Origin of the sequence: Lacisediminihabitans sp. (genome assembly GCF_036404185.1) — a bacterium.
GTDB lineage: Bacteria > Actinomycetota > Actinomycetes > Actinomycetales > Microbacteriaceae > Lacisediminihabitans.
In genome coordinates this window covers 29,384-48,708 of sequence record NZ_DASWPB010000076.1, presented here as the reverse complement: position 1 = coordinate 48,708, position 19,325 = coordinate 29,384, and the positions used below count along the sequence as shown (strand labels likewise).

Genomic DNA, 19,325 nt, shown 5'->3' with positions numbered 1-19,325 from the left:
AACCTGCGCGTCGATCTTCGTGAGGAAGTCGCGTCCCTCATCGCGAAGCCGATCGGTGGGGAAGATGAGGCCCGTCGCCGCGCCGATGACCTCGAGGCCCTTGACGGCGGCATCCGGATATTCGGTGTCCGCGAGGTAGTGCGGCACCAGCAGCACAAAGCCGACGACCGGGTGGTCGAGCTCCTGGAGCCGGTACTCGACGAGATGCAGGGCGTTCGCGGGGGCCTGGGTGGTCGGCTTCCAGATCGACATCGAGTCGATGAGCTCCACGCGGTTGCCGCTCACGGTGACGCCGAGCGGCCTGGTGTGCGGAATGGGCATCGGGATGGCGTGGACCCAGGTGGTGGTCTTGACGCGGAACCTCGAGATGAGCTGCAGCACCGCGGTCGTGAAGCGGTCCCACTGGAAGTCCGGCTCGAAGCCGGTCAACAGCAGGAACTGCTGGCCGACCTCGTCGGTCGACAGGTACAGCGCGAGACGGGATGGCCGGTAGTCGCTCAGGTGGTCCTGATCGAAGGTGATCAGGGGCCGGCGCGCCCGGTAGTCGAGGAGCTCGTCGGCGTCGAAGGTGGCGATGAGCTCGGTGCCTGGGGCATCGACGAAGTACTCGCTCAACTGGCTCACGGCCGATCCGGCGTCGGCGAAACCGGTCAGTCCCGCGACGAGGGGGAGTCCTTCCGGAACGTCGGAGACGTCCGGGTTCAACTCGTAGAGGCCTTCTGGATCGCGCATGGTTTTACTCTAACTGCGGCGTTCGCGACCACTCCCGGATGACGGCGCTTTCGCTTCATGCCGTGAGCGAACAGCCAGTGCCGCCCGCGCGACGAGCGGGAAACCGCGGCCGATACGATGGCGGCATGACAGTCCCCGCCCTGCGCATCAGCGCAGACCTCCCCCAATCCGTGTCCGCCGACGTCCTCGTGCTGGGGGTCGGCACAACGGATCTCGGCCCGCGGCTGCTGAGCGACGACCCCGCCTTCGACGGCATCCGCGCGGGTCTCGCCGCGATCGGTGCCACCGGTGCCAGGGACGAACTGCTGCGCCTGCCTGGCGACGGTGTCGCCGCGGGAGGCATCGCGCTCGTCGGGCTCGGCGTGGCGGAGGCCACGGCGGATTCCCTGCGCTACGCGGCGGGAACGGCCGCCCGTGGCCTCGGCGGTCTCAGCGTCGTGGCCATGGCCCTGCCCGCGGCGACGGAGGAGGACCTGGCGGCCATCCTCGAGGGCGCGGCGCTGGGCGCCTACGTTTACACCGTCTACCGCTCGGCCTCGCTCGAGGCCACCAAGCTCCCGGCGAGCACCGTCGTCGTCGTCTCCTCCGTCGAGACCGACCAGCACACCGACGACCAGCTGATCGCCCGGGCATCCACCATCGCCACCGCCGTTCACAGCGTCAGGGACCTCGTGAACGCGCCGCCGTCGGATCTCTACCCGGAGACCTTCGCCGCCGCGATCGCGGAGCTGGCCTCCGACCTGCCCGTCGACCTGGAGATCCTCGACGAGGAGGCCCTCCGCTCCGGCGGCTTCGGCGGCATCCTCGGGATGGGCGCGGGCTCGACCCGCGGACCTCGCCTGGTCAGGATCGACTACTCCCCCGCCTCGGCGACGAGGCATCTCGCCCTCGTCGGCAAGGGCATCACCTTCGACAGCGGCGGACTGTCCCTCAAGCAGCCGGCGAGCATGGTCGGGATGAAGGAGGACATGGCCGGAGCGGCGACCGTCGCGGCCGTCGTGATCGCCGCCGCGCGACTCGGGCTCGACGTGCGCTTGACCGGATGGCTGTGCATCGCCGAGAACATGCCGAGCGGCTCGGCGATCAGGCCGAACGACGTGGTGCGCATCCGCGGCGGCAAGACCGTGGAGGTGCTCAACACGGATGCGGAGGGCAGGGTCGTCATGGCGGACGGACTGGCAGCGGCGAGCGAGGACTTCCCCGATGCCATCGTCGACATCGCCACGCTCACCGGCGCCCAGCGGGTCGCCCTCGGCGACAGGTATTCCGGCGCCATGGGCGATGAGGCCTTCGTGGCCCAGGTCGTCGACGCCGCCGAGCGGGTCGGCGAACTGCTCTGGCCCATGCCGCTTCCCGGGGAACTGCGCGCGCTCCTGAACTCGGATGTCGCGGACATCGCCAACGCCAAGATCGGCAACACGGCCGCCGGAATGCTGCTCGCCGGCGTTTTCCTGCGGGAGTTTGTCGGCTCTCAGCGAAACCCCGGACTCGGTCGCATCCCGTGGGCGCACCTGGACATCGCCGGGCCGGCGAGCAACTCAGGCGGCGGATACGGTTTCACCGGCAAGGGCGCCACCGGCGTGCTCGTCAGAACCCTGATAGCGCTGGCCGAACAGGTATCCCTCGCGTAGTAAGGTCGTTGTGGTCCGCATAAAAACGGGCCGCATCGCGAAGAGCACCATTCGATCATTCTGGCCTGCCGCTACGTTTCGTCGGCGGTGCCACGCATCGATCCTTATTTCAAGGGAGCCGCTAGGTTGTCTGAGCAGAACTTTGACATCGTCGTCCTCGGAGCAGGAAGCGGCGGGTACGCCGCGGCACTGCGCGCGAGCCAACTGGGGTTCTCCGTGGCCCTCGTCGAGAAGGGCAAGCTGGGGGGAACCTGCCTCCATGTCGGCTGCATTCCGACCAAGGCGCTCCTGCACTCCGCGGAGGTCGCCGACGTGACCCGTGATTCCGCGAAGTACGGTGTCTCGGCCTCGTTCGGCGGCATCGACATCGCCGCCGTCACGAGCTACCGCGAGGGCATCGTCTCGAGCAAGTACCGGGGCCTGCAGGGGCTCATCAAGGCCCGCGGCATCACGGTCGTCGAGGGAGAGGGACGTCTCGTCTCCCCCACCGCCGTCCAGGTGGGAGACACCACCCTCATCGGGAAGAACGTCATCCTCGCGACCGGTTCCTATTCGAGGTCGCTTCCCGGCCTCGAGATCGGCGGACGGGTGATCACCTCCGAGCAGGCGCTCGAGCTCGACTTCGTGCCGAAGAAGGTCGCCGTCCTCGGCGGCGGAGTGATCGGCGTCGAGTTCTCGAGCGTCTGGAAGTCCTGGGGCGCCGACGTGCAGATCATCGAGGCGCTGCCCCATCTCGTTCCCAACGAGGACGAGGCGATCAGCAAGCAGTTCGAGCGTGCCTTCCGCAAGCGCGGGATCAACTTCAGCCTCGGCGTGCGTTTCCAGAGCGTCACGCAGAACGACGAGGGCGTTGTCGTCACGCTGGAGGACGGACAGGTCTTCGAGGCGGAGCTTCTGCTCGTCGCCGTCGGCCGCGGGCCGGCCACCGCGAACCTCGGATACGAGGAGGTCGGCATCACCATGGACCGCGGTTTCGTCCTCACCAACGAACGCCTCGCCACCAATGTGCCAGGGGTGTACGCCGTCGGCGACATCGTGCCAGGCCTGCAGCTCGCCCACCGTGGATTCCAGCAGGGCATCTTCGTCGCCGAGGAGATCGCGGGGCTCAACCCCATCGTGATCGACGACGCCAACATCCCCAAGGTCACCTACTCCGACCCGGAGGTCGCCTCCGTCGGCCTCTCCGAGGCGAAGGCCCAGGCCAAGTACGGCGCCGACAAGGTCACGAGCTACGACTACAACCTCGCGGGCAACGGCAAGAGCCACATCATCGGCACCTCGGGCTCCGTCAAGGTCGTCCGGGTGAACGACGGCCCGGTCGTCGGGGTGCACATGATCGGCGCGCGCGTCGGCGAGCTGATCGGCGAGGCTCAGCTGGCCGTAAACTGGGAGGCCTACCCCGAGGACATCGCGCCACTCATCCACGCTCACCCGACCCAGGACGAGGCACTCGGCGAGGCCTTCCTCGCGCTTGCGGGGAAGCCTCTGCACGCCATGTGAGTTTCATACCACCGAACTAAGCTAGAAATACAGAACTGGTCTAAAGGAGCATCACTGATGAGCGAATCCGTCAACCTCCCAGCACTCGGCGAGAGTGTCACAGAGGGCACGGTGACCCGCTGGTTGAAGAACGTGGGTGACCACGTCGAGGTCGACGAGCCGCTGCTCGAGGTATCGACCGACAAGGTCGACACCGAGATACCGTCGCCCATCGCCGGCGTCGTCGAGGCGATTCTCGTGGCGGAGGACGAGACCGTCGAGGTCGGAACCCCGCTCGTCACCATCGGTGACGGCTCGGGCGCCGGTCAGCCCACGGATGCCCCAGCCGCCGAGACCGCCTCGGCGCCCGCTGCCGAGGAGCCCGTCGCCGAGGTTCCCTCCGTCGACGCGCCCGCTCCGGAGGAGCAGACGCCGGCGGCACCGTCCGCCCCGGCCCCTGCCCCTGTCGAGCCAGCCCCGGCCGTCGCCGCGGAGGTCGCGCCATCGACGCCGTCCTTCGCACCGGCCCCCGCCTTCGCACCGGCTCCTGCAGCGGTCGCTCCCGCGCCGACCCCCGCTCCCGCTGCTGCCGCTCCCGCCCCGGCGGCCGCTCCCGCCCCGGCGGCCGTACCCGCGCCAGCGGCGGCTCCCGCCCCGGCGGCACCGACTCCCGCCGCACCCGCTGCCGCCCCTTCGGATGTGTCCAGCGCCGGTTACGTCACTCCCCTCGTGCGCAAACTCGCTCACGAAAAGGGTATCGACCTGACCACCCTCTCCGGTTCGGGAGTCGGTGGACGCATCCGCAAACAGGATGTCCTGAGTGCGGCGGAAGCGCCGGCGCAGGGTGCACCGACCGCGGCTCCCGCCGCCGTCGAGACCTCGCCTCTGCGTGGGACGACCGTCCCGATGTCGCGGCTGCGCAAGGTCGTCGCCGAGCGCGCCGTTATCTCCATGCAGACCTCGGCGCAGCTCACGTCGGTCATCGAGGTCGATGTGACGGCGGTCGCGAAGCTTCGCGACCGCTTCAAGGGCGAGTTCCAGACCAAGACCGGCCAGAAGCTCTCCTTCCTGCCCTTCTTCGCCCTGGCCGCCGCCGAGGCGCTCAAGACCTACCCGATCATCAACGCGACGATCGACGGTGACACCATCGTCTATCCCGCACACGAGAACATCTCCATCGCGGTCGACACCGAGCGTGGGCTGCTGACACCCGTCGTTCGGGACGCCAGCTCGCTCGACATCGCGGGCCTCGCCGCCCAAATCGCCGACCTCGCCGCCCGCACCAGGGACAACAAGCTGAAGCCGGACGAGCTGGCGGGCGGAACCTTCACGCTGACCAACACGGGCTCGCGTGGTGCGCTCTTCGACACGCCGATCGTGTTCCTTCCGCAGTCGGCGATCTTGGGCACCGGAATCGTCGCCAAGAAGCCGGTTGTGGTCTCCAGCAACGGCAGCGACGCCATCGCCATCCGTTCCATGGTCTACCTGGCTCTCTCGTACGATCACCGCATCGTCGACGGTGCGGACGCGGCCCGATTCCTCGTCGCGGTGAAGAACCGGCTCGAGGAGGGCAACTTCGAGGCCAACCTGGGCATCTGAGTTCAGCCGAGAATCACGTCTCTGATCCGCCATCCGGCCTCGCCCCTCACCACGAGGAGCGAGGCCGGACCGCGTGATGCGTCGGTTTCCGCCTCGGCCCCGCTCTCTGGCGGTCCGCCGGCAGGTCCCCCTTCGACCGAAGCGCCTCCGACGGGCGTGAGCTCGAGGATTGCGGAGTCGCCGAGACGCTGAACCAGTCGCGGTTCCAGGCCGTCAAGCGCCTGTCCGCCCCGGGGAGCTCCGGACCTGGCCCGTCCGATCGCGGCGCTGTCGGCGTCCATGCTCGCCGAGCCCTTCTGGTCCGCCCTCTCGAGGCACGGAACCGACAGCGCCGCGATGCAGCCGGCCCTGATCGCGAGAAGCGCCGTGGCCGCCGCGACCGGATCGTCGGAACGGACCGCGGGCTCCGCCGCCGCGGCCGGAGCCGCGCTCCCGCGGACGGAGGAGGACGGCGCGGGAACCGAAATCGGGGGCTCATTCCGTGCCGAGGGGATGATCCCGAAGCCGACGACGAGCGCGACGACTCCTGCACCACCGGCGATCCACACGGGTCGGCGCACCGACCCGACGGCTCGCCGGACCCGACCACCGATGGCGGAACGCGGATCCGACCTGGCGAGGTGGCCGGCCAGACGCTCCGCCCAGCCCGGTGAACCGCGTGGCCTCCGCGGCCTCCGCAGCACGTCGGGCGGAGCGGGAACGGGTTCCCGGAGGGGAATCAGGCGTTGACGGGTCGCCGACCCTCGAAATCCGCCTACGGCGACGTCCTCGTCGGAATCGACGGGCAACGGCCCGACCGGCAGCGGCAGCGCCGGAGCCAGATCGAACAACCGCTCCACGAGCTCGTCGATGAACCCATACGGAGCGGCCCCTGGGTCCACCACCTCGAGCCAGTCGAGCAGAACCACGACGGCTGGCTCCCGGGGAACGTGCTCGAGCAGCGCGCCGGTCATGTGGACCAGATCGCGGAGGTCACCGAGCAGTCTCTCGTTCTCGGCCGCCCTGGCCGGAGTGAGGCTCGCCGCTCGATCGTCGGCCGGAAGATCTCCCACGACGCCGGCCCGCCCGAAGCCCGCGAGGACCGGACGGCCACCCGGCCCCAGCAACACGGAGGGCAGCTGGATGCGCCCGTGCACCACCCCGACCCGATGCAACTCCCCGACGGCGCCGACGATGGGAGCGAGGGCGGTGACCGCCTCCCCCGCCCGCAGCGACGGGCGCAGAGCGACGAGGCGCCCGAGCCCCGCCGGCTGCAATCTCGGCAGGATGAGCGCCGGCCTACCATCGTGGCCGGTGGCGAGATCGACCAGTTCAAGCACATGCTCCGAGGACACCCGCGCCAGGGCCTCGATCTCGTCGTCGATGCTGCCGAGCGAGGTCTCGGAACGGAAGACCTTGACCGCCGCGGTGCGCGACAGACCGGGCGACTCGGCCGAGCCGGAATGCCCGAGCCAGACCCGCGCTCGCACCCCCTCGCCGAGCTCCCGCACCAGCCGATAGCCGCCGATCGTCTCCATCCCCCCACTGTGCGGGCCAGCGGCCCAGACTCGCCTCCTTCGCCCCGCTTTCGGGGACAACGGACACGGGAACGAGCGTGTCGAGGAGGAGACGGCGGCGACCCGGACGGTGTGCTGCCGGTCCTCCCCAGGCCGTATCCTTGAGACATGGCACGCACCCAGAACTCGGCCGCCAAGCCCGCAAAAGAGCCAGGCCGCCTGAAGCAGATGTACCAGGTCTTCCAGATGACCCGTCGGCAGGATTCGACGGCGATCTGGTGGATGGCCCTCGCATTCTTCGCCCCGATCCTCGTCGGCATCGTCGTCGGCTACCTCCTCTCCGGCGGGACGGCGCTCGGGTTCGCGCTCTGGATCGTCGCGGGCGTGCTCGGCGGCGTGCTGCTGTTCCTGATCGTGCTCGGCCGCCGTGCCGAGAAGGCCGCGTATGCGCAGATCGAGGGCCAGCCGGGCGCGGTCGGCGCCGTTCTGAAGAGCTCGCTGCGCCGCGGCTGGACGGCGAGCGAGATGCCCGTCGCCGTGAGCCCCAAGACGCAGGACGCCATCTACCGCGCCGTCGGCAACGGTGGAGTGGTCCTCATCGGGGAGGGCCCGAGGTCACGCACCCAGAAGATGCTCGACGAGGAGCGCCGCAGGGTCAACCGCATCCTTCCCAATGTGGCGGTCAACTTCCTCCAGGTCGGGCCGGATGAGGATTCCGTGCCTCTGCACAAACTCGCTGGCAGGATGGCCAGGTTCAAGCGATCCCTCAACAAGGCAGAGGTCTACGCGGTGAGCAACAGGCTCAGCTCGCTCGGCAAGAATCAGCTGCCGATCCCGAAGGGCATCGACCCCATGAACGCGAGAGCGCCCCGCCCCCGCTGACCCGGCCCTGCAGCGATGCGATGTCGACGCTGAACCGACGCGCGTGAATCCGCCGGGAAGTCGGCTCAGCGCCTGACGAGCACCGTCCCGGCCACCTTGTCGTGCAGGCCGCGCTGGTCTCGGTCCCAGATCAGGGCGGGGATGGCCAGACACAGCAACACCGTCCGGACGACGGGACGCCAGAGCCCGATCCACCCCGGTCGAAGGGGAACGACGCGCAGACCGACCACGAGGTGACCGACGCTTCCGCTCGCGAGCGCAAGGAAGACGACCTGAAGCACGGCGAAGATCAGGAGGGTCGCGAGCCCGTCGTACCGGAAGAAGGCGACCGAGAGCAGCACCGCGAGGGCCCAGTCGACGGCGATGGCCGCGAGACGACGCCCTAAACGGCCGACCGACCGGCTGCCGTTCTCCGGCAGGCCGAGGCGGCGCCCTGGCCAGCCGTCCGCCGGCGAGGCACCCGTGGAGGAGGCACGGCGGATGCCGTCGGCGGCGGGGCGAGCTGCCCCCGGCTCGGGCGATCGAGGGCTGGGCATCCACCAATCCTATGGCCGGCATCGGCGCGTAACATGCCGGAAACAATAGCGACACCGTCGCGAAACTCCGTGCGTCTAGCCTGCCACTGGCTGCGCTTGCCGCCGTACCAGTACCAAGCTCATTGGAGTCCGTCACATGTTCAGTGATTCTTCAGAGGTGCTCAAGTTCATCAAGGATGAAGACGTCAAATTCCTTGATATTCGTTTCACCGATCTTCCCGGTGTACAACAGCACTTCAACATCCCTGCCTCAACCGTCGATGAAGAATTCTTCTCGGTCGGGCAGCTCTTCGACGGGTCGTCTATCCGCGGTTTCGCGTCGATTCACGAGTCGGACATGCAGCTGATCCCCGATGTCACCACCGCATACGTGGATCCCTTCCGCGCCGAGAAGACGCTGATCATGGTCTTCGACATCTACAACCCCCGCAACGGCGAGATCTACGGCCGCGACCCGCGCCAGATCGCCAAGAAGGCGGAGAAGTACCTCGCGTCCACCGGCATCGCCGACACCGCCTTCTTCGCCCCCGAGGCGGAGTTCTACATCTTCGACGACGTGCGCTACGAGGTCCGCCAGAACACCAGCTCCTACTTCGTGGACTCCGAAGAGGGCGCCTGGAACTCCGGCCGTGTCGAAGAGGGCGGCAACCTCGCCAACAAGACCCCGTACAAGGGCGGCTACTTCCCGGTCAGCCCCGTCGACAAGCAGGGCGACCTGCGCGACGACATCAGCCTCAAGCTCATCGCCGCGGGCCTCGTGCTCGAGCGGGCGCACCACGAGGTCGGCTCCGGCGGACAGGCCGAGATCAACTACCGTTTCGACACGATGGTGCACGCGGCGGACGACATCCTCAAGTTCAAGTACATCGTCAAGAACACCGCCCTCGAGTGGGGCAAGGTCGCGACCTTCATGCCCAAGCCGCTCTTCGGCGACAACGGTTCTGGCATGCACACCCACCAGTCGCTCTGGAGCGACGGCTCTCCCCTCTTCTATGACGAGAAGGGATACGGCGGGCTGAGCGACATCGCCCGGTGGTACATCGGCGGCCTGCTCAAGCACGCCCCCGCCGTGCTGGCCTTCACCAACCCGACGCTCAACTCCTACCGTCGGCTGGTCCCCGGCTTCGAGGCCCCGGTCAACCTGGTCTACTCCGCCGGCAACCGCTCCGCCTCGATCCGCATCCCCATCACCGGAACGAACCCGAAGGCCAAGCGCATCGAGTTCCGTGCTCCGGATGCCTCCGGCAACCCGTATCTCGCCTTCGCCGCGCAGCTCATGGCCGGTCTCGACGGGATCAAGAACCGCATCGAGCCGCACGAGCCGGTCGACAAGGACCTCTACGAGCTGCCGCCCGAGGAAGCGAAGAACATCCCCCAGGTTCCCGGCTCCCTCGAGGAGGCTCTGCTCGCCCTGGAGGCCGACAACGAGTTCCTCACCGCCGGCAACGTCTTCACGCCTGACCTGATCCAGACCTGGATCTCGTACAAGCGCTCGTCGGAGATCATCCCGGCGGCACAGCGTCCGACCCCGTTCGAGTACGAGCTGTACTTCGGCGTCTGATCCCCCGCCTGCGACAGACGAGAAGGCCGTTTCCCCTCGGGAAACGGCCTTCTCGTCTGTGTCCCCTCCGAACGAGGCCTCAGGCCCCGACCAGGACGGGCCGTGTAGCCGCCCGCGGGGCGATCGGAGCCGGTGTCGCCGGGGAGGTGCCGAGGCCGGTGAACGTCCAGCCGGCATCCCTCCAGGCGGTGGCATCGATGCAGTTGCGCGCGTCGATGATGACCGGAGAGGCCACGAGGTCGCGCATCTCGACCGGATCGGTCGACGCGAACTCCTTCCATTCCGTGAGCACCAGGAGGACATCGGAGCCGGCCACCGCCTCGCGGAGGGAGTCGGCGTAGACGAGAGTCGGGAACATCCGCCTCGCGGTGTCCTTGGCCTCCGGGTCGTACACGACCACCTGCGCGCCACGAAGGTGCAGGGCCGCCGCGACGTTCAGCGCCGGGGAGTCGCGCACGTCGTCGGTGAGCGGTTTGAACGCCGCTCCCAGCACCCCGATCCGCCGGTTCAGCACGGAGCCCCCGCAGGCGTCGATGGCCAGATCGATCACCCGCTGACGCTGGGACATGTTGATCTCGTCCACCTGCTGCAGCAGCGAGGCGGCCTTGTTCGCACCGAGCTCGCTCGACCGGTGGATGAGGGCCCGGATGTCCTTCGGAAGACAGCCTCCGCCGAATCCCAGGCCGGCATTCAGGAACTGCCGGCCGATCCGCACGTCGTGCCCGAGGGCATCCGCGAGCACCGTGACGTCCGCCCCCGCGGCCTCGCAGACCTCCGCGATCGCGTTGATGAACGAGATCTTGGTGGCGAGGAACGCGTTCGCGCTGACCTTGACGAGCTCCGCGGTGGGGAGGTCGCAGACGATCACCGGGGTCCCGGTCGAGATCGGGCCGGCGTAGACCTCGCGCAGCAGCGACTCCGAGCGTGGACCGGTGCCGCCGAAGACGATCCGATCCGGCGTGAGCGTGTCCGCGACGGCCTTGCCCTCGCGGAGGAACTCCGGGTTCCAGACGAGCTCGACGTCGATCCCCAGGGGGGCGCTGTCGGCGACCAGCTCCCGCAGCCGCGCGCCCGTTCCCACCGGCACCGTCGACTTGCCCACGATCAGTCCGTCATGCGTCAGGTTGCGTGCCACCTGCCTCGTCGCCTCCTCGACGTAATCGAGGTTCGCCGCATTGCTCCCGCGCTGCTGGGGCGTGCCGACGCAGATGAAGTGCACGTCGGAGAATGCGGTGGTCTCGGCGACGTCCGTCGTGAAGCGCAGCCGCCCGCTCCCGACGTGCATGCGAATGAGCTCCGGCAGGCCGGGCTCGAAGAACGGCACCTGCCCCTCGCTGAGCGCCCTGGCCTTCGCCGGATCAGTGTCGACGCCGATGACCTCGAAGCCCATCTCCGCCATGGCGGCCGCGTGCGTCGCCCCCAGATAGCCGGTGCCGACCACGCTGATGCGCGGCGGAGCGGGCGGACGCTCGCCGGTGCCGACCTCGGGGAGTTGTTCGCTCTTCTTCATGTGTCCTCCTGATGATGCGATGGATGGCTGATGCTGCAGTGGACGATCGCGACCGGCTCAGTCGGGGATGAGCCGGAATCGGCTGCCGGGCATGGTCAGCCCCGCCACGAACGCCGCGAGGCTGTCCGGCCGCGACTCGATGCGCCAGTCGTTGGTGGCGAGCTCCCCCTCCGTGTAGGTGGTCACGGCCAGGTTGAACCAGGAGAAGCCGATGATGTCGCTGTTCTCCGGCCGGGTCAGGGCGGTCAGAACGCTGGAGATCCAGGCCGGTTTGTGACCGCCGGTCTCCGAGGCTCCGATCTCCGCGAGCAGGATCGGTTTGGCGGTGATCCGTCGCAGTTGTGCGAGGCTCGTCCCGAAGGTGTAGTCGAAGCTGAACGTGTTGTCCGCCTTGTACGGCGGGCGCAGGTAGCCGGACAGCCCCACGATGTCCACGTACTGGTCGCCGGGATAGAGGCCGTCGAGGTAGGCGCTCGTCTTGTGTGTGGCCGGGAGGTTGTTCACGATGTTCGGCGCCCAGATCCAGGCCACCAGGTCGTTCGCCCCCTCCTCCTGGAAGATGTCGTGAACGTGCTGCCACATCTTCACGTAGTCGCCGACCCGATTGCCGTTGATCGAATTGCCGCTCCCGTCCGTCTCCGACCAGGGGTACCAGATCCCGTTCATCTCGTGATCGAGCCGGATGCCCAGGGGCAGCCCGGTCGCGACGATGTCCTTCGCGTACTGATGCAGATAGGCGTCGTACCTGCCGGGGACACCGGCCGCCGGGTCCCCGATGATCTGGGGAAGCGTGTAGTCGGAGGCATCCACCTCTCCGTTTCCCGCGTCGATCGGGCGCGACTCCCAGGTGAGGATGGGCAGCGCACCCCGCTTCCAGGCCGCGGTGACGGCGGACCCGTTGTAGTTCTGGTCCCACCCGCCGAAGTAGCCCACCGCATTCGGTTTGCTCCCGATCTTCGCCGCCGTCGCGTCGTAGGTCGCGAAGTTGAAGGGCGCCTGCTCGGTGAACAGGCCGAAGTACGGTGACGACGGGCTGACGATCTCCGCCTTGGTCGGCGCGGAGACGATCGCGACGGCCGTCGTCGGCTTCTTGGTCGCGGTCTTCGCCGTCGATGGGGTCGCCGTCGACTTCTGGGACGCATCCAGCTGCCCCTGCGCCGTCCAGAGCTGCTGCTGGATCGCGGCGAGCTGGGCCTTCGTGGTGGACAGGTCCGCCTTGCGTCCGTCCAGTTGCTTCTGCAGCGCCACCACCTGGCTGAGCAGGGCGTTGCGCTCCCGAATGATCTTGTCCTGGGCGGTGGACTTCCCGGAGACCTGCGAGACCGCCTTCACCACCGTCGCGACGGGATTCTGGGGCGAGTTCCAGACGATGACGCTCGTCGCGGCCAGCGCGGCGACGATCAGCGTGGCCCCGAGGGCGGTCAGCCGGGAACGGGTGCTCGTGAGCGCCCACCAGGCTCTGGTGCGGCTAGTAGCTGACAATGAAATACGCCTCCAGACCGAAGATGGTGAGCCCGATCACATAGGGCCAGGCCGCCTTGGGGTTGAGCCGACGCCGTCTGGGCGCCAGAGGCGCCGCGATGCGGGTCTGAGCGGCGCGACGCGGGGAGGCCTCGAGCACCGCCGAGGTGTGGGCACGGGAAGCCATGGGCGGATGGACGAGGAGTGCGCCGTCCGCCGCGTCGCCCGCGTCCACGAGCGGGTGTCCGCCGAGCTCGTCCAGAAGATCGTCGTTCGACGCGCCCCCGCCGTACGCTCCCGCCCTGGTCCCCCATCCGCTGGCGTGGCCCATCCGGAAGAACCCGATCAGTCGGACCGGCATCAGGAACGCGGTCGAGACGATGATGAACACGGGCAGGCGGAAGAAGTCCGTGGGCTTCTCGGAGAGATGGCGGATCTGACGGATGGCCATGCTCAGCACCGAGGACACCACCATGAGGCCGAGGACCAGGGCGACCCCGCTCTGGACGCCGTACTCCTTGAGGATCGCGTCGTAGAAGTTGTACCCCTGTCCGGTGAAGGCCCGGTAGATCCAGCCGCCGACCACGCCGGCGAGCAGGAAGGGCAGCACGATGTCCATGACGAAGAAGATCGCGAGCACGGGCGCGTGCCCGAGCATCCAGGGCAGCATCCGCAGCGTGTTGTACTGGCTGCCCCGTGCCCAGCGCAGCTGCTGCTTGAACAGCTTCTTGATCTGCAGGGGCGCGTCCGTGTAGACCAGCGAGGTGAACTGGTAGACCGTGCGGTAGCCCTCCTTCAGGGTGAGGTTGGTGAGCGTCCGATCGTCGCTGACCTCGAGGAAGACCCCCATGAACCGCTCGGTCATGAACTTCTCCATGACCCGCATGAGGATCGACCTGCGGAACGCGATGGTGCGACCGGGGAGGCAGCCGACCTGACCGAGCACGCTCTGCGCCGGCATCGAGTAGAGGGCCCTGGAGTTCTCGAGCCAGTCTGCCCACCGTGTGATCCAGCTGCGCTCCGGCTCCAGGATGCGCTGACGCGTGGTCACGCCGCCCACGCTCTCGTCCGCGAACGGCCTCACCAGCTCGGAGAGCGTGTTCTCCGTCCAGACGGTGTCCGAGTCCACCAGCACCGTGATCTCGCCGACGGACATCTCCGTGCCGATCTTGACCGCGTTCCTCTTGCCCGGGATCGGGGTGTGCACCCAGCGCACCAGCGGCGCGAACTCCTCGCAGACCTCCTGGAGCGGCTCATTGACCGCGCCGTTGATGACCACGATGATCTCCCCCGGCCGCTGTTCCACCATGCGACCGAGCACGTCCCTGAACAGGTCGAGCGGTTCGTCGACCACGGGGACGACGACGCTCGTCGTCCCGGTGAAGGTGCCGGTGTACGGCCGATACCGGCGCGACATCACGAGCTTGAGCAGCCACAGCAGCCAGATCAGGGCGGAGTAGATGGCGAATGTGTAGATCTCGAGATGGCCTTCGACCACATGCCGAAGTTGCAGAATGAAGATGAACAAGGATCCCTCGATTGTGCGATCGTGCTGCTTCCGCGCCGTTGGGGAACTGGTCTCTGCTTCGGGTTGCTCGATTATTGGCACGGCGGGATGCGGCGCGCAACCGGCCGGGAAATCGGCAACACGACCGTGACGGCGGGACTCGATGTTTGCTCAGTCGAGATTCTCGCGGCGGTGTCCCCCCTTCTGCCGACACGATTCGTGACCCCCAAATGGCGGACATGGTCGCCCGCGACGACCCCGCACGATCGAGGGAGTGCCGAACGAATGAGCACCAGGAAAAGAGCCGGTCAGCGAACAGTTGCGGAGTCGGGGAGGTGTCAAAAGATGCACGAGGCACCACCCCCGTTCGAGGGACACTCAGCTGTCGCGGCGCAAGAAAATCCCACCCGAACGGGGGTCATCGGACGACCCAAAAACGGCCGAAATCAGACGAACGGCGAGTCCGAATGTTTACACGGCCGTAACCTTCGGGCCATCCGGCGGCCCGTCGCGGGACGCTCCCGCGACCTCAGCCGGTGATCGTCTCCGCGCCGAGGGCAAGACCGTAGAAGCGCCTCTCGAAGACCGCCCTGGCCAGGCGGGTGACCCTCAGGTAGTCCTCCTCGAGACGGCTCGCCGAGCCGGGCGGATACTCGAGCAGGCGCGCGACACCCTCCAGCTGCTGACGGTCGGTCGGCAGCACGTCGGCCGTTCGGGCGGTCCACAGGGTCATCGCCGAGCGGGCCCTGGACGCGAAGATCCAGGCATCACGCAGCTTCGCGGCCTCGGGAGCGGAGACGAAGCCATTCGCCGTCGCGGCATCGAGCGCCCTCAGGGTCGAGGTGGTGCGCAGCGCGGGGATCCGGGCGCCGTGCTGCAGCTGGATCAGCTGGACGAACCATTCGACGTCGCTGAGCGAGCCACGGCCGAGCTTGAGGTGCCTGGCGGGATCCGCCGCCTGGGGAAGCCGCTCCGACTCCACCCTGGCCTTGATCCGCTTCACCTCGCGGACATCCTTCTCGGCGATCGAGACGGGGAACCGCACCTCGTCGGCCAGTGCTTCGAAGTCGGCCAGGAGACCGGGATCACCCACGGCCGCCCGGGCGCGCAGGAGGGCCTGGGCCTCCCAGGTGAGCGACCAGCGTGCGTAGTAGGCACGATAGGAGTCGAGCGAGCGCACCACCGCGCCGTTCTTGCCCTCCGGGCGAAGGTCGATGTCGAGATCGAGCGGCAGCCGCAGATCCTCGGTGTAGCGCAGCAGGTCGGCGACGATGGCCTCCGCCGTCGCCTGGGCCTCTGCACCGCTCGCGGTGGTCGCCCGGTAGACGTACATCACGTCCGCGTCGGAGCCGAAACCGAGCTCCCGGCCGCCGTAGCGGCCCATGGCGATGATCGCGAACTCGATGCCGTCGTCCGGCCGCCGGACGGCCCTGAGCACCCCGGTCAGGAGCGCGGTCGTGATGTCCGACAGGGCGGGTCCCAGCTCCTCGATGTCGATGAGCCCGAGGATGGCCGCGATCGCCAGCCGCAGCACCTCGCGGCGACGAGCGCTTCGCATGGCGAGGGTCGCCGCGGCGATGTCCTCGTGACGGGCGAGCGTGGCGGTCGCCTCCTCGAGCAGGGTGGAGGCGGCCCTCGGACGCAACTCCTCCTCGTGATCAACCCAGGCGGCGGCCTCGGGGATCCGCTCGAGCAGCACACCGACGAATCGGGATCCCGAGAGCACGTTGGTCAGCCGCTTCGCCGCTCCCGAGGAGTCGCGGAGCATCCGGAGGAACCAGTAGGACTCCCCCAGGTCGTCGCTCAGCCGGCGGAAGGCGAGCAGCCCGTAGTCGGGGTCGGCACCGTCGGCGAACCACTGCAGCATCACCGGCAGGAGATGCCTCTGGATGGCGGCGCGGCGGGACACGCCCGCCGTCAGGGCGGCGATGTGGGCGAGGGCCCCCCGCGGGTCGCGGAAGCCGATCGCGGACAGCCGGGCGATGGCCTGGTCGCTGCTGAGCGTCAGCCCGTCGTCCGGCAGGGCGGCGACGGCCGACAGCAGGGGGCGATAGAACAGCCGCTCGTGCAGCCCGCGCACCTCGAGCTTGACGCGGGTCCACTGCTCGATCAGATCGTCGGCGCCGGTGGCGAGACCGCTCGCCCTGGCCAGCACCCGCACGGCGTCGGGATCGCGCGGCATGAGATGGGTGCGCCGCAGCCGTGCGAGCTGCAGCCGGTGCTCGAGCAGGCGCAGGAACCGGTAGTCGCGGGAGAACTCCGCCGCCTCCACCCTGCCGATGTACCCCTGCTCGGCGAGCGCGGCGAGGGCGGGCAGGGTCGCCCGCTGGCGCACCCGGTCGTCGGTCTGACCGTGCACGAGCTGCAGCAGCTGGATGGTGAACTCCACGTCGCGCAGGCCGCCCGGCCCGAGCTTCAGCTGGCGGTCGACCTCGTCCCTCGGGATGTGCTCGGTCACCCGCTCGCGCATGCGCTGCACACCCTCGACGAAGTTCTGTCTGGAGGCGCTGCTCCAGACCAAGGGAGCGACACTGCGCACGTACCGTTCACCGAGCTCGAGGTCCCCCGCTAGCGGCCGCGCCTTGAGCAGGGCCTGGAACTCCCAGCTCTTCGCCCAGCGCTCGTAGTAGGCGAGGTGGGAGTCGAGGGTGCGCACAAGAGCGCCGTCCTTGCCCTCCGGCCGCAGGTTCGCGTCGACCTCCCAGAGCGGGGGCTCCGTGGCGAAATCGTGGATGCCGCGCATCGTCGACATGGCCAGCCGTGTCGCGATCTCCACCGCGCGGGCATCCGGCAGTCCGTCGGCACCGCCCGCGACGAAGATGACGTCGACGTCGCTCACGTAGTTCAGCTCCCTGGCTCCCGCCTTGCCCATTCCGATGATCGCGAGTCGCGTGGCGGCCACCTCTTCGGCGGGAAAGGCGGCGAATCGGCGGGCGACCAGCAGGGCGGCGTCGAGGGCGGCTGCGGCGAGATCGGCGAGGGCGGCAGCGACGGTGTCGAGACCGCGGAGCGGATCGGCCTGCCCGATGTCGTAGGCGGCCAGCCGGGTGAGTTGGCGACGGTACCCCACGCGGAGCGCGTTCCAGGCGACCTCCTCGCCGCCCTTCCCCGTGTCCCCGACGGAGGCGAGGAGGTCCGCCCGGTACTCGTCCGCCGTCGACGGGCGGACCATCGGCTCCGCGAGCACGGAGAGCTCCTCCGGATGCCGCTGGAGGAACTCGGCGAGGCCGCTCGAGACGCCCAGGATGCCGATGAGCCGCCGCGCGGCGTCCTGGTCGCCGAGCAGGACGGCCGTCTCCCCCGGTGACTGGCGCACCAGCGAGACGAGCATCAGAAGCGCCTGGTCGGGATCCGCGGCGACGGCGAAGAGCGGCAGGATCGTCTCGACGTCCACGACCCGCCCGGCCTCCGACAGGAGCTCGGTCGTCCTGTCCAGCTCGGCGAAGCCGAGCCGGGCGAGGCCGGTGAGAGTCAGAACGTCCCGCGTCATCGCACAGCCGACCTCGTGGTTACAACATCTCCAGGTTGCTCTTCAACTCGTACGGCGTCACCTGGGCGCGGTACTCCCGCCACTCCTGACGCTTGTTGAGCAGCACGTAGTTGAACACCTGCTCGCCGAGCGTCTCGGCCACGAGCTCCGACTCCTCCATGAGGGCGACGGCGTGATCGAGGCTGGCGGGCAGCTGGCTGTACCCGAGGGCGCGGCGTTCGGCGTCGGAGAGCTCCCAGACGTTGTCCTCCGCCTCGGCGGGGAGCTCGTAGCCCTCCTCGATGCCCTTGAGCCCGGCGGCCAGCAGCAGGGAGAACGCCAGGTAGGGGTTCGCGGCGGAATCGATCGCGCGGTATTCGACCCTCGCCGCCTGACCCTTGCCCGGCTTGTACAGCGGCACGCGCACGAGCGCGGAGCGGTTGTTGTGGCCCCAGGTGACGAAGCTCGGCGCCTCGCCAAGCTTCTCCTGCGCCGTCCCGCCCCACAGCCGCTTGTACGAGTTGACGAACTGGTTCGTCACCGCGGTGATCTCCGGGGCGTGATGGAGCAGGCCGGCGACGAACTGGCGGCCGATCTTGGAGAGCTGGTACTGCCCGCCGGCGTCGAAGAAGGCATTCGCGTCGCCCTCGAAGAGCGACATATGGGTGTGCATGCCGGAGCCGGGCTCGCCGGACAGCGGCTTCGGCATGAAGGTCGCGTACACGCCCTGCTCGATCGCCACCTCCTTGACGACGGTGCGGAAGGTCATGATGTTGTCGGCCGTGGTGAGGGCGTCCGCGTACCGCAGATCGATCTCGTTCTGGCCGGGGCCCGCCTCGTGGTGGCTGAACTCGACCGAGATCCCGAGGTCTTCGAGCATCCGCACCGACCGGCGCCGGAAGTCGTGGGCGGTCCCACCGGGGACGTTGTCGAAGTAGCCTGCCTTGTCGACCGGCTCGGGGCCCTCGGCGCCGAACTGGGCGCTCTTGAGCAGGTAGAACTCCACCTCGGGGTGCGTGTAGAAGGTGAAGCCGCGCTCGGCCGCCGTCGCGAGTGTGCGCTTGAGCACGTTCCGCGGGTCGGCGACGGCGGGCTGGCCGTCCGGGGTGGTGATGTCGCAGAACATGCGGGCGGTGGGATCGATCTCGCCCCGCCAGGGAAGGATCTGGAAGGTCGCGGGATCCGGATGCGCGAGCACGTCGGCCTCGTAGGAACGGGTCAGTCCCTCGATCGCCGAGCCGTCGAATCCGAGGCCCTCGGAGAATGCGCCCTCCACCTCCGCCGGGGCGATGGCCACGGATTTCAGGGTGCCGATGACGTCGGTGAACCACAGGCGGATGAACTTGACACCGCGCTCTTCGATCGTGCGAAGAACGAAGTCCCGTTGCTTGTCCATATGCTCCTCTTGCCTGGTCGTCGCGGCCGCCGATCGTGACGGTTCGGCCCGACTATTAGGCTAGTG

13 protein-coding genes are annotated in these 19,325 nt (G+C 68.5%); 5 read left to right on the top strand and 8 right to left on the bottom strand.

Annotated elements, in window-relative coordinates:
- On the bottom strand, nt 1-732 hold a 732-nt coding region (locus VGC18_RS04520), incomplete at its 3' end, for a PAC2 family protein (protein ID WP_331094661.1).
- A 125-nt stretch (nt 733-857) separates the two neighbouring features.
- Between VGC18_RS04520 and VGC18_RS04515 the strand changes: the two genes are divergently transcribed.
- The 3 genes from VGC18_RS04515 to sucB all read left to right on the top strand — a co-directional run bounded on the left by VGC18_RS04515 (nt 858) and on the right by sucB (nt 5,441).
- Nucleotides 858-2,363, top strand: coding sequence for a leucyl aminopeptidase (locus VGC18_RS04515; protein ID WP_331094659.1), 1,506 nt, complete (start codon nt 858-860; stop codon nt 2,361-2,363).
- Nucleotides 2,364-2,489: 126 nt separating this feature from the next.
- Complete coding sequence (gene lpdA / locus VGC18_RS04510) at nt 2,490-3,863, top strand: dihydrolipoyl dehydrogenase (RefSeq protein WP_331094657.1); 1,374 nt, start codon at nt 2,490-2,492, stop codon at nt 3,861-3,863.
- A gap of 57 nt (nt 3,864-3,920) precedes the next feature.
- On the top strand, nt 3,921-5,441 hold the full coding sequence (sucB, locus tag VGC18_RS04505) for a 2-oxoglutarate dehydrogenase, E2 component, dihydrolipoamide succinyltransferase (protein ID WP_331094655.1): 1,521 nt from the start codon (nt 3,921-3,923) through the stop codon (nt 5,439-5,441).
- A 2-nt stretch (nt 5,442-5,443) separates the two neighbouring features.
- Here the strand turns inward: sucB and VGC18_RS04500 are convergent, their stop codons facing one another.
- Complete coding sequence (locus VGC18_RS04500) at nt 5,444-6,958, bottom strand: hypothetical protein (RefSeq protein ID WP_331094653.1); 1,515 nt, start codon at nt 6,956-6,958, stop codon at nt 5,444-5,446.
- A 147-nt stretch (nt 6,959-7,105) separates the two neighbouring features.
- On the opposite strand from VGC18_RS04500, the gene VGC18_RS04495 reads away from it, so the two are divergent.
- A complete protein-coding gene (locus tag VGC18_RS04495) occupies nt 7,106-7,819 on the top strand; it encodes a DUF4191 domain-containing protein (protein WP_331094651.1) in 714 nt (237 codons plus the stop codon).
- A 65-nt stretch (nt 7,820-7,884) separates the two neighbouring features.
- Here VGC18_RS04495 and VGC18_RS04490 read toward each other — a convergent pair whose 3' ends face one another.
- Nucleotides 7,885-8,355, bottom strand: coding sequence for an RDD family protein (locus VGC18_RS04490; protein ID WP_331094649.1), 471 nt, complete (start codon nt 8,353-8,355; stop codon nt 7,885-7,887).
- A 136-nt stretch (nt 8,356-8,491) separates the two neighbouring features.
- On the opposite strand from VGC18_RS04490, the gene glnA reads away from it, so the two are divergent.
- The gene (glnA, locus tag VGC18_RS04485) at nt 8,492-9,916 is read left to right on the top strand and encodes a type I glutamate--ammonia ligase (protein WP_331094647.1); all 1,425 of its coding nucleotides are present in this window, start codon (nt 8,492-8,494) and stop codon (nt 9,914-9,916) included.
- 79 nt (nt 9,917-9,995) lie between these two features.
- Here glnA and VGC18_RS04480 read toward each other — a convergent pair whose 3' ends face one another.
- The 5 genes from VGC18_RS04480 to VGC18_RS04460 all read right to left on the bottom strand — a co-directional run bounded on the left by VGC18_RS04480 (nt 9,996) and on the right by VGC18_RS04460 (nt 19,259).
- Nucleotides 9,996-11,426, bottom strand: a complete 1,431-nt coding sequence (locus VGC18_RS04480) for a UDP-glucose/GDP-mannose dehydrogenase family protein (protein WP_331094645.1) — start codon at nt 11,424-11,426, stop codon at nt 9,996-9,998.
- A gap of 57 nt (nt 11,427-11,483) precedes the next feature.
- On the bottom strand, nt 11,484-12,908 hold the full coding sequence (locus VGC18_RS04475) for a glycosyl hydrolase (RefSeq protein ID WP_331094643.1): 1,425 nt from the start codon (nt 12,906-12,908) through the stop codon (nt 11,484-11,486).
- Nucleotides 12,895-14,415: a glycosyltransferase family 2 protein gene (locus VGC18_RS04470; protein ID WP_331094641.1), complete on the bottom strand. Its 1,521-nt coding sequence runs from the start codon at nt 14,413-14,415 to the stop codon at nt 12,895-12,897. Before VGC18_RS04470 ends, VGC18_RS04475 begins: the two co-directional genes overlap by 14 nt.
- 508 nt (nt 14,416-14,923) lie before the next feature.
- Nucleotides 14,924-17,884 carry a bifunctional [glutamine synthetase] adenylyltransferase/[glutamine synthetase]-adenylyl-L-tyrosine phosphorylase gene (locus tag VGC18_RS04465; protein ID WP_331094640.1) on the bottom strand — a complete coding sequence of 987 codons (2,961 nt, stop codon included), beginning with the start codon at nt 17,882-17,884 and terminating at the stop codon, nt 14,924-14,926.
- Nucleotides 17,885-17,903: 19 nt separating this feature from the next.
- Complete coding sequence (locus VGC18_RS04460) at nt 17,904-19,259, bottom strand: glutamine synthetase family protein (protein ID WP_331094638.1); 1,356 nt, start codon at nt 19,257-19,259, stop codon at nt 17,904-17,906.
- Between the last annotated feature and the right edge of the window lie 66 nt (nt 19,260-19,325).

Bases quoted from the DNA above. Each gene is read 5' to 3' on its own strand.
- VGC18_RS04515 (WP_331094659.1), top strand. From the start codon at position 858: ATGACAGTCCCCGCCCTGCGCATCAGCGCAGACCTCCCCCAATCCGTG.
- sucB (WP_331094655.1), top strand. From the start codon at position 3,921: ATGAGCGAATCCGTCAACCTCCCAGCACTCGGCGAGAGTGTCACAGAG.
- VGC18_RS04500 (WP_331094653.1), bottom strand. From the start codon at position 6,958: ATGGAGACGATCGGCGGCTATCGGCTGGTGCGGGAGCTCGGCGAGGGG.
- VGC18_RS04495 (WP_331094651.1), top strand. From the start codon at position 7,106: ATGGCACGCACCCAGAACTCGGCCGCCAAGCCCGCAAAAGAGCCAGGC.
- VGC18_RS04490 (WP_331094649.1), bottom strand. From the start codon at position 8,355: ATGCCCAGCCCTCGATCGCCCGAGCCGGGGGCAGCTCGCCCCGCCGCC.
- glnA (WP_331094647.1), top strand. From the start codon at position 8,492: ATGTTCAGTGATTCTTCAGAGGTGCTCAAGTTCATCAAGGATGAAGAC.
- VGC18_RS04480 (WP_331094645.1), bottom strand. From the start codon at position 11,426: ATGAAGAAGAGCGAACAACTCCCCGAGGTCGGCACCGGCGAGCGTCCG.
- VGC18_RS04465 (WP_331094640.1), bottom strand. From the start codon at position 17,884: ATGACGCGGGACGTTCTGACTCTCACCGGCCTCGCCCGGCTCGGCTTC.
- VGC18_RS04460 (WP_331094638.1), bottom strand. From the start codon at position 19,259: ATGGACAAGCAACGGGACTTCGTTCTTCGCACGATCGAAGAGCGCGGT.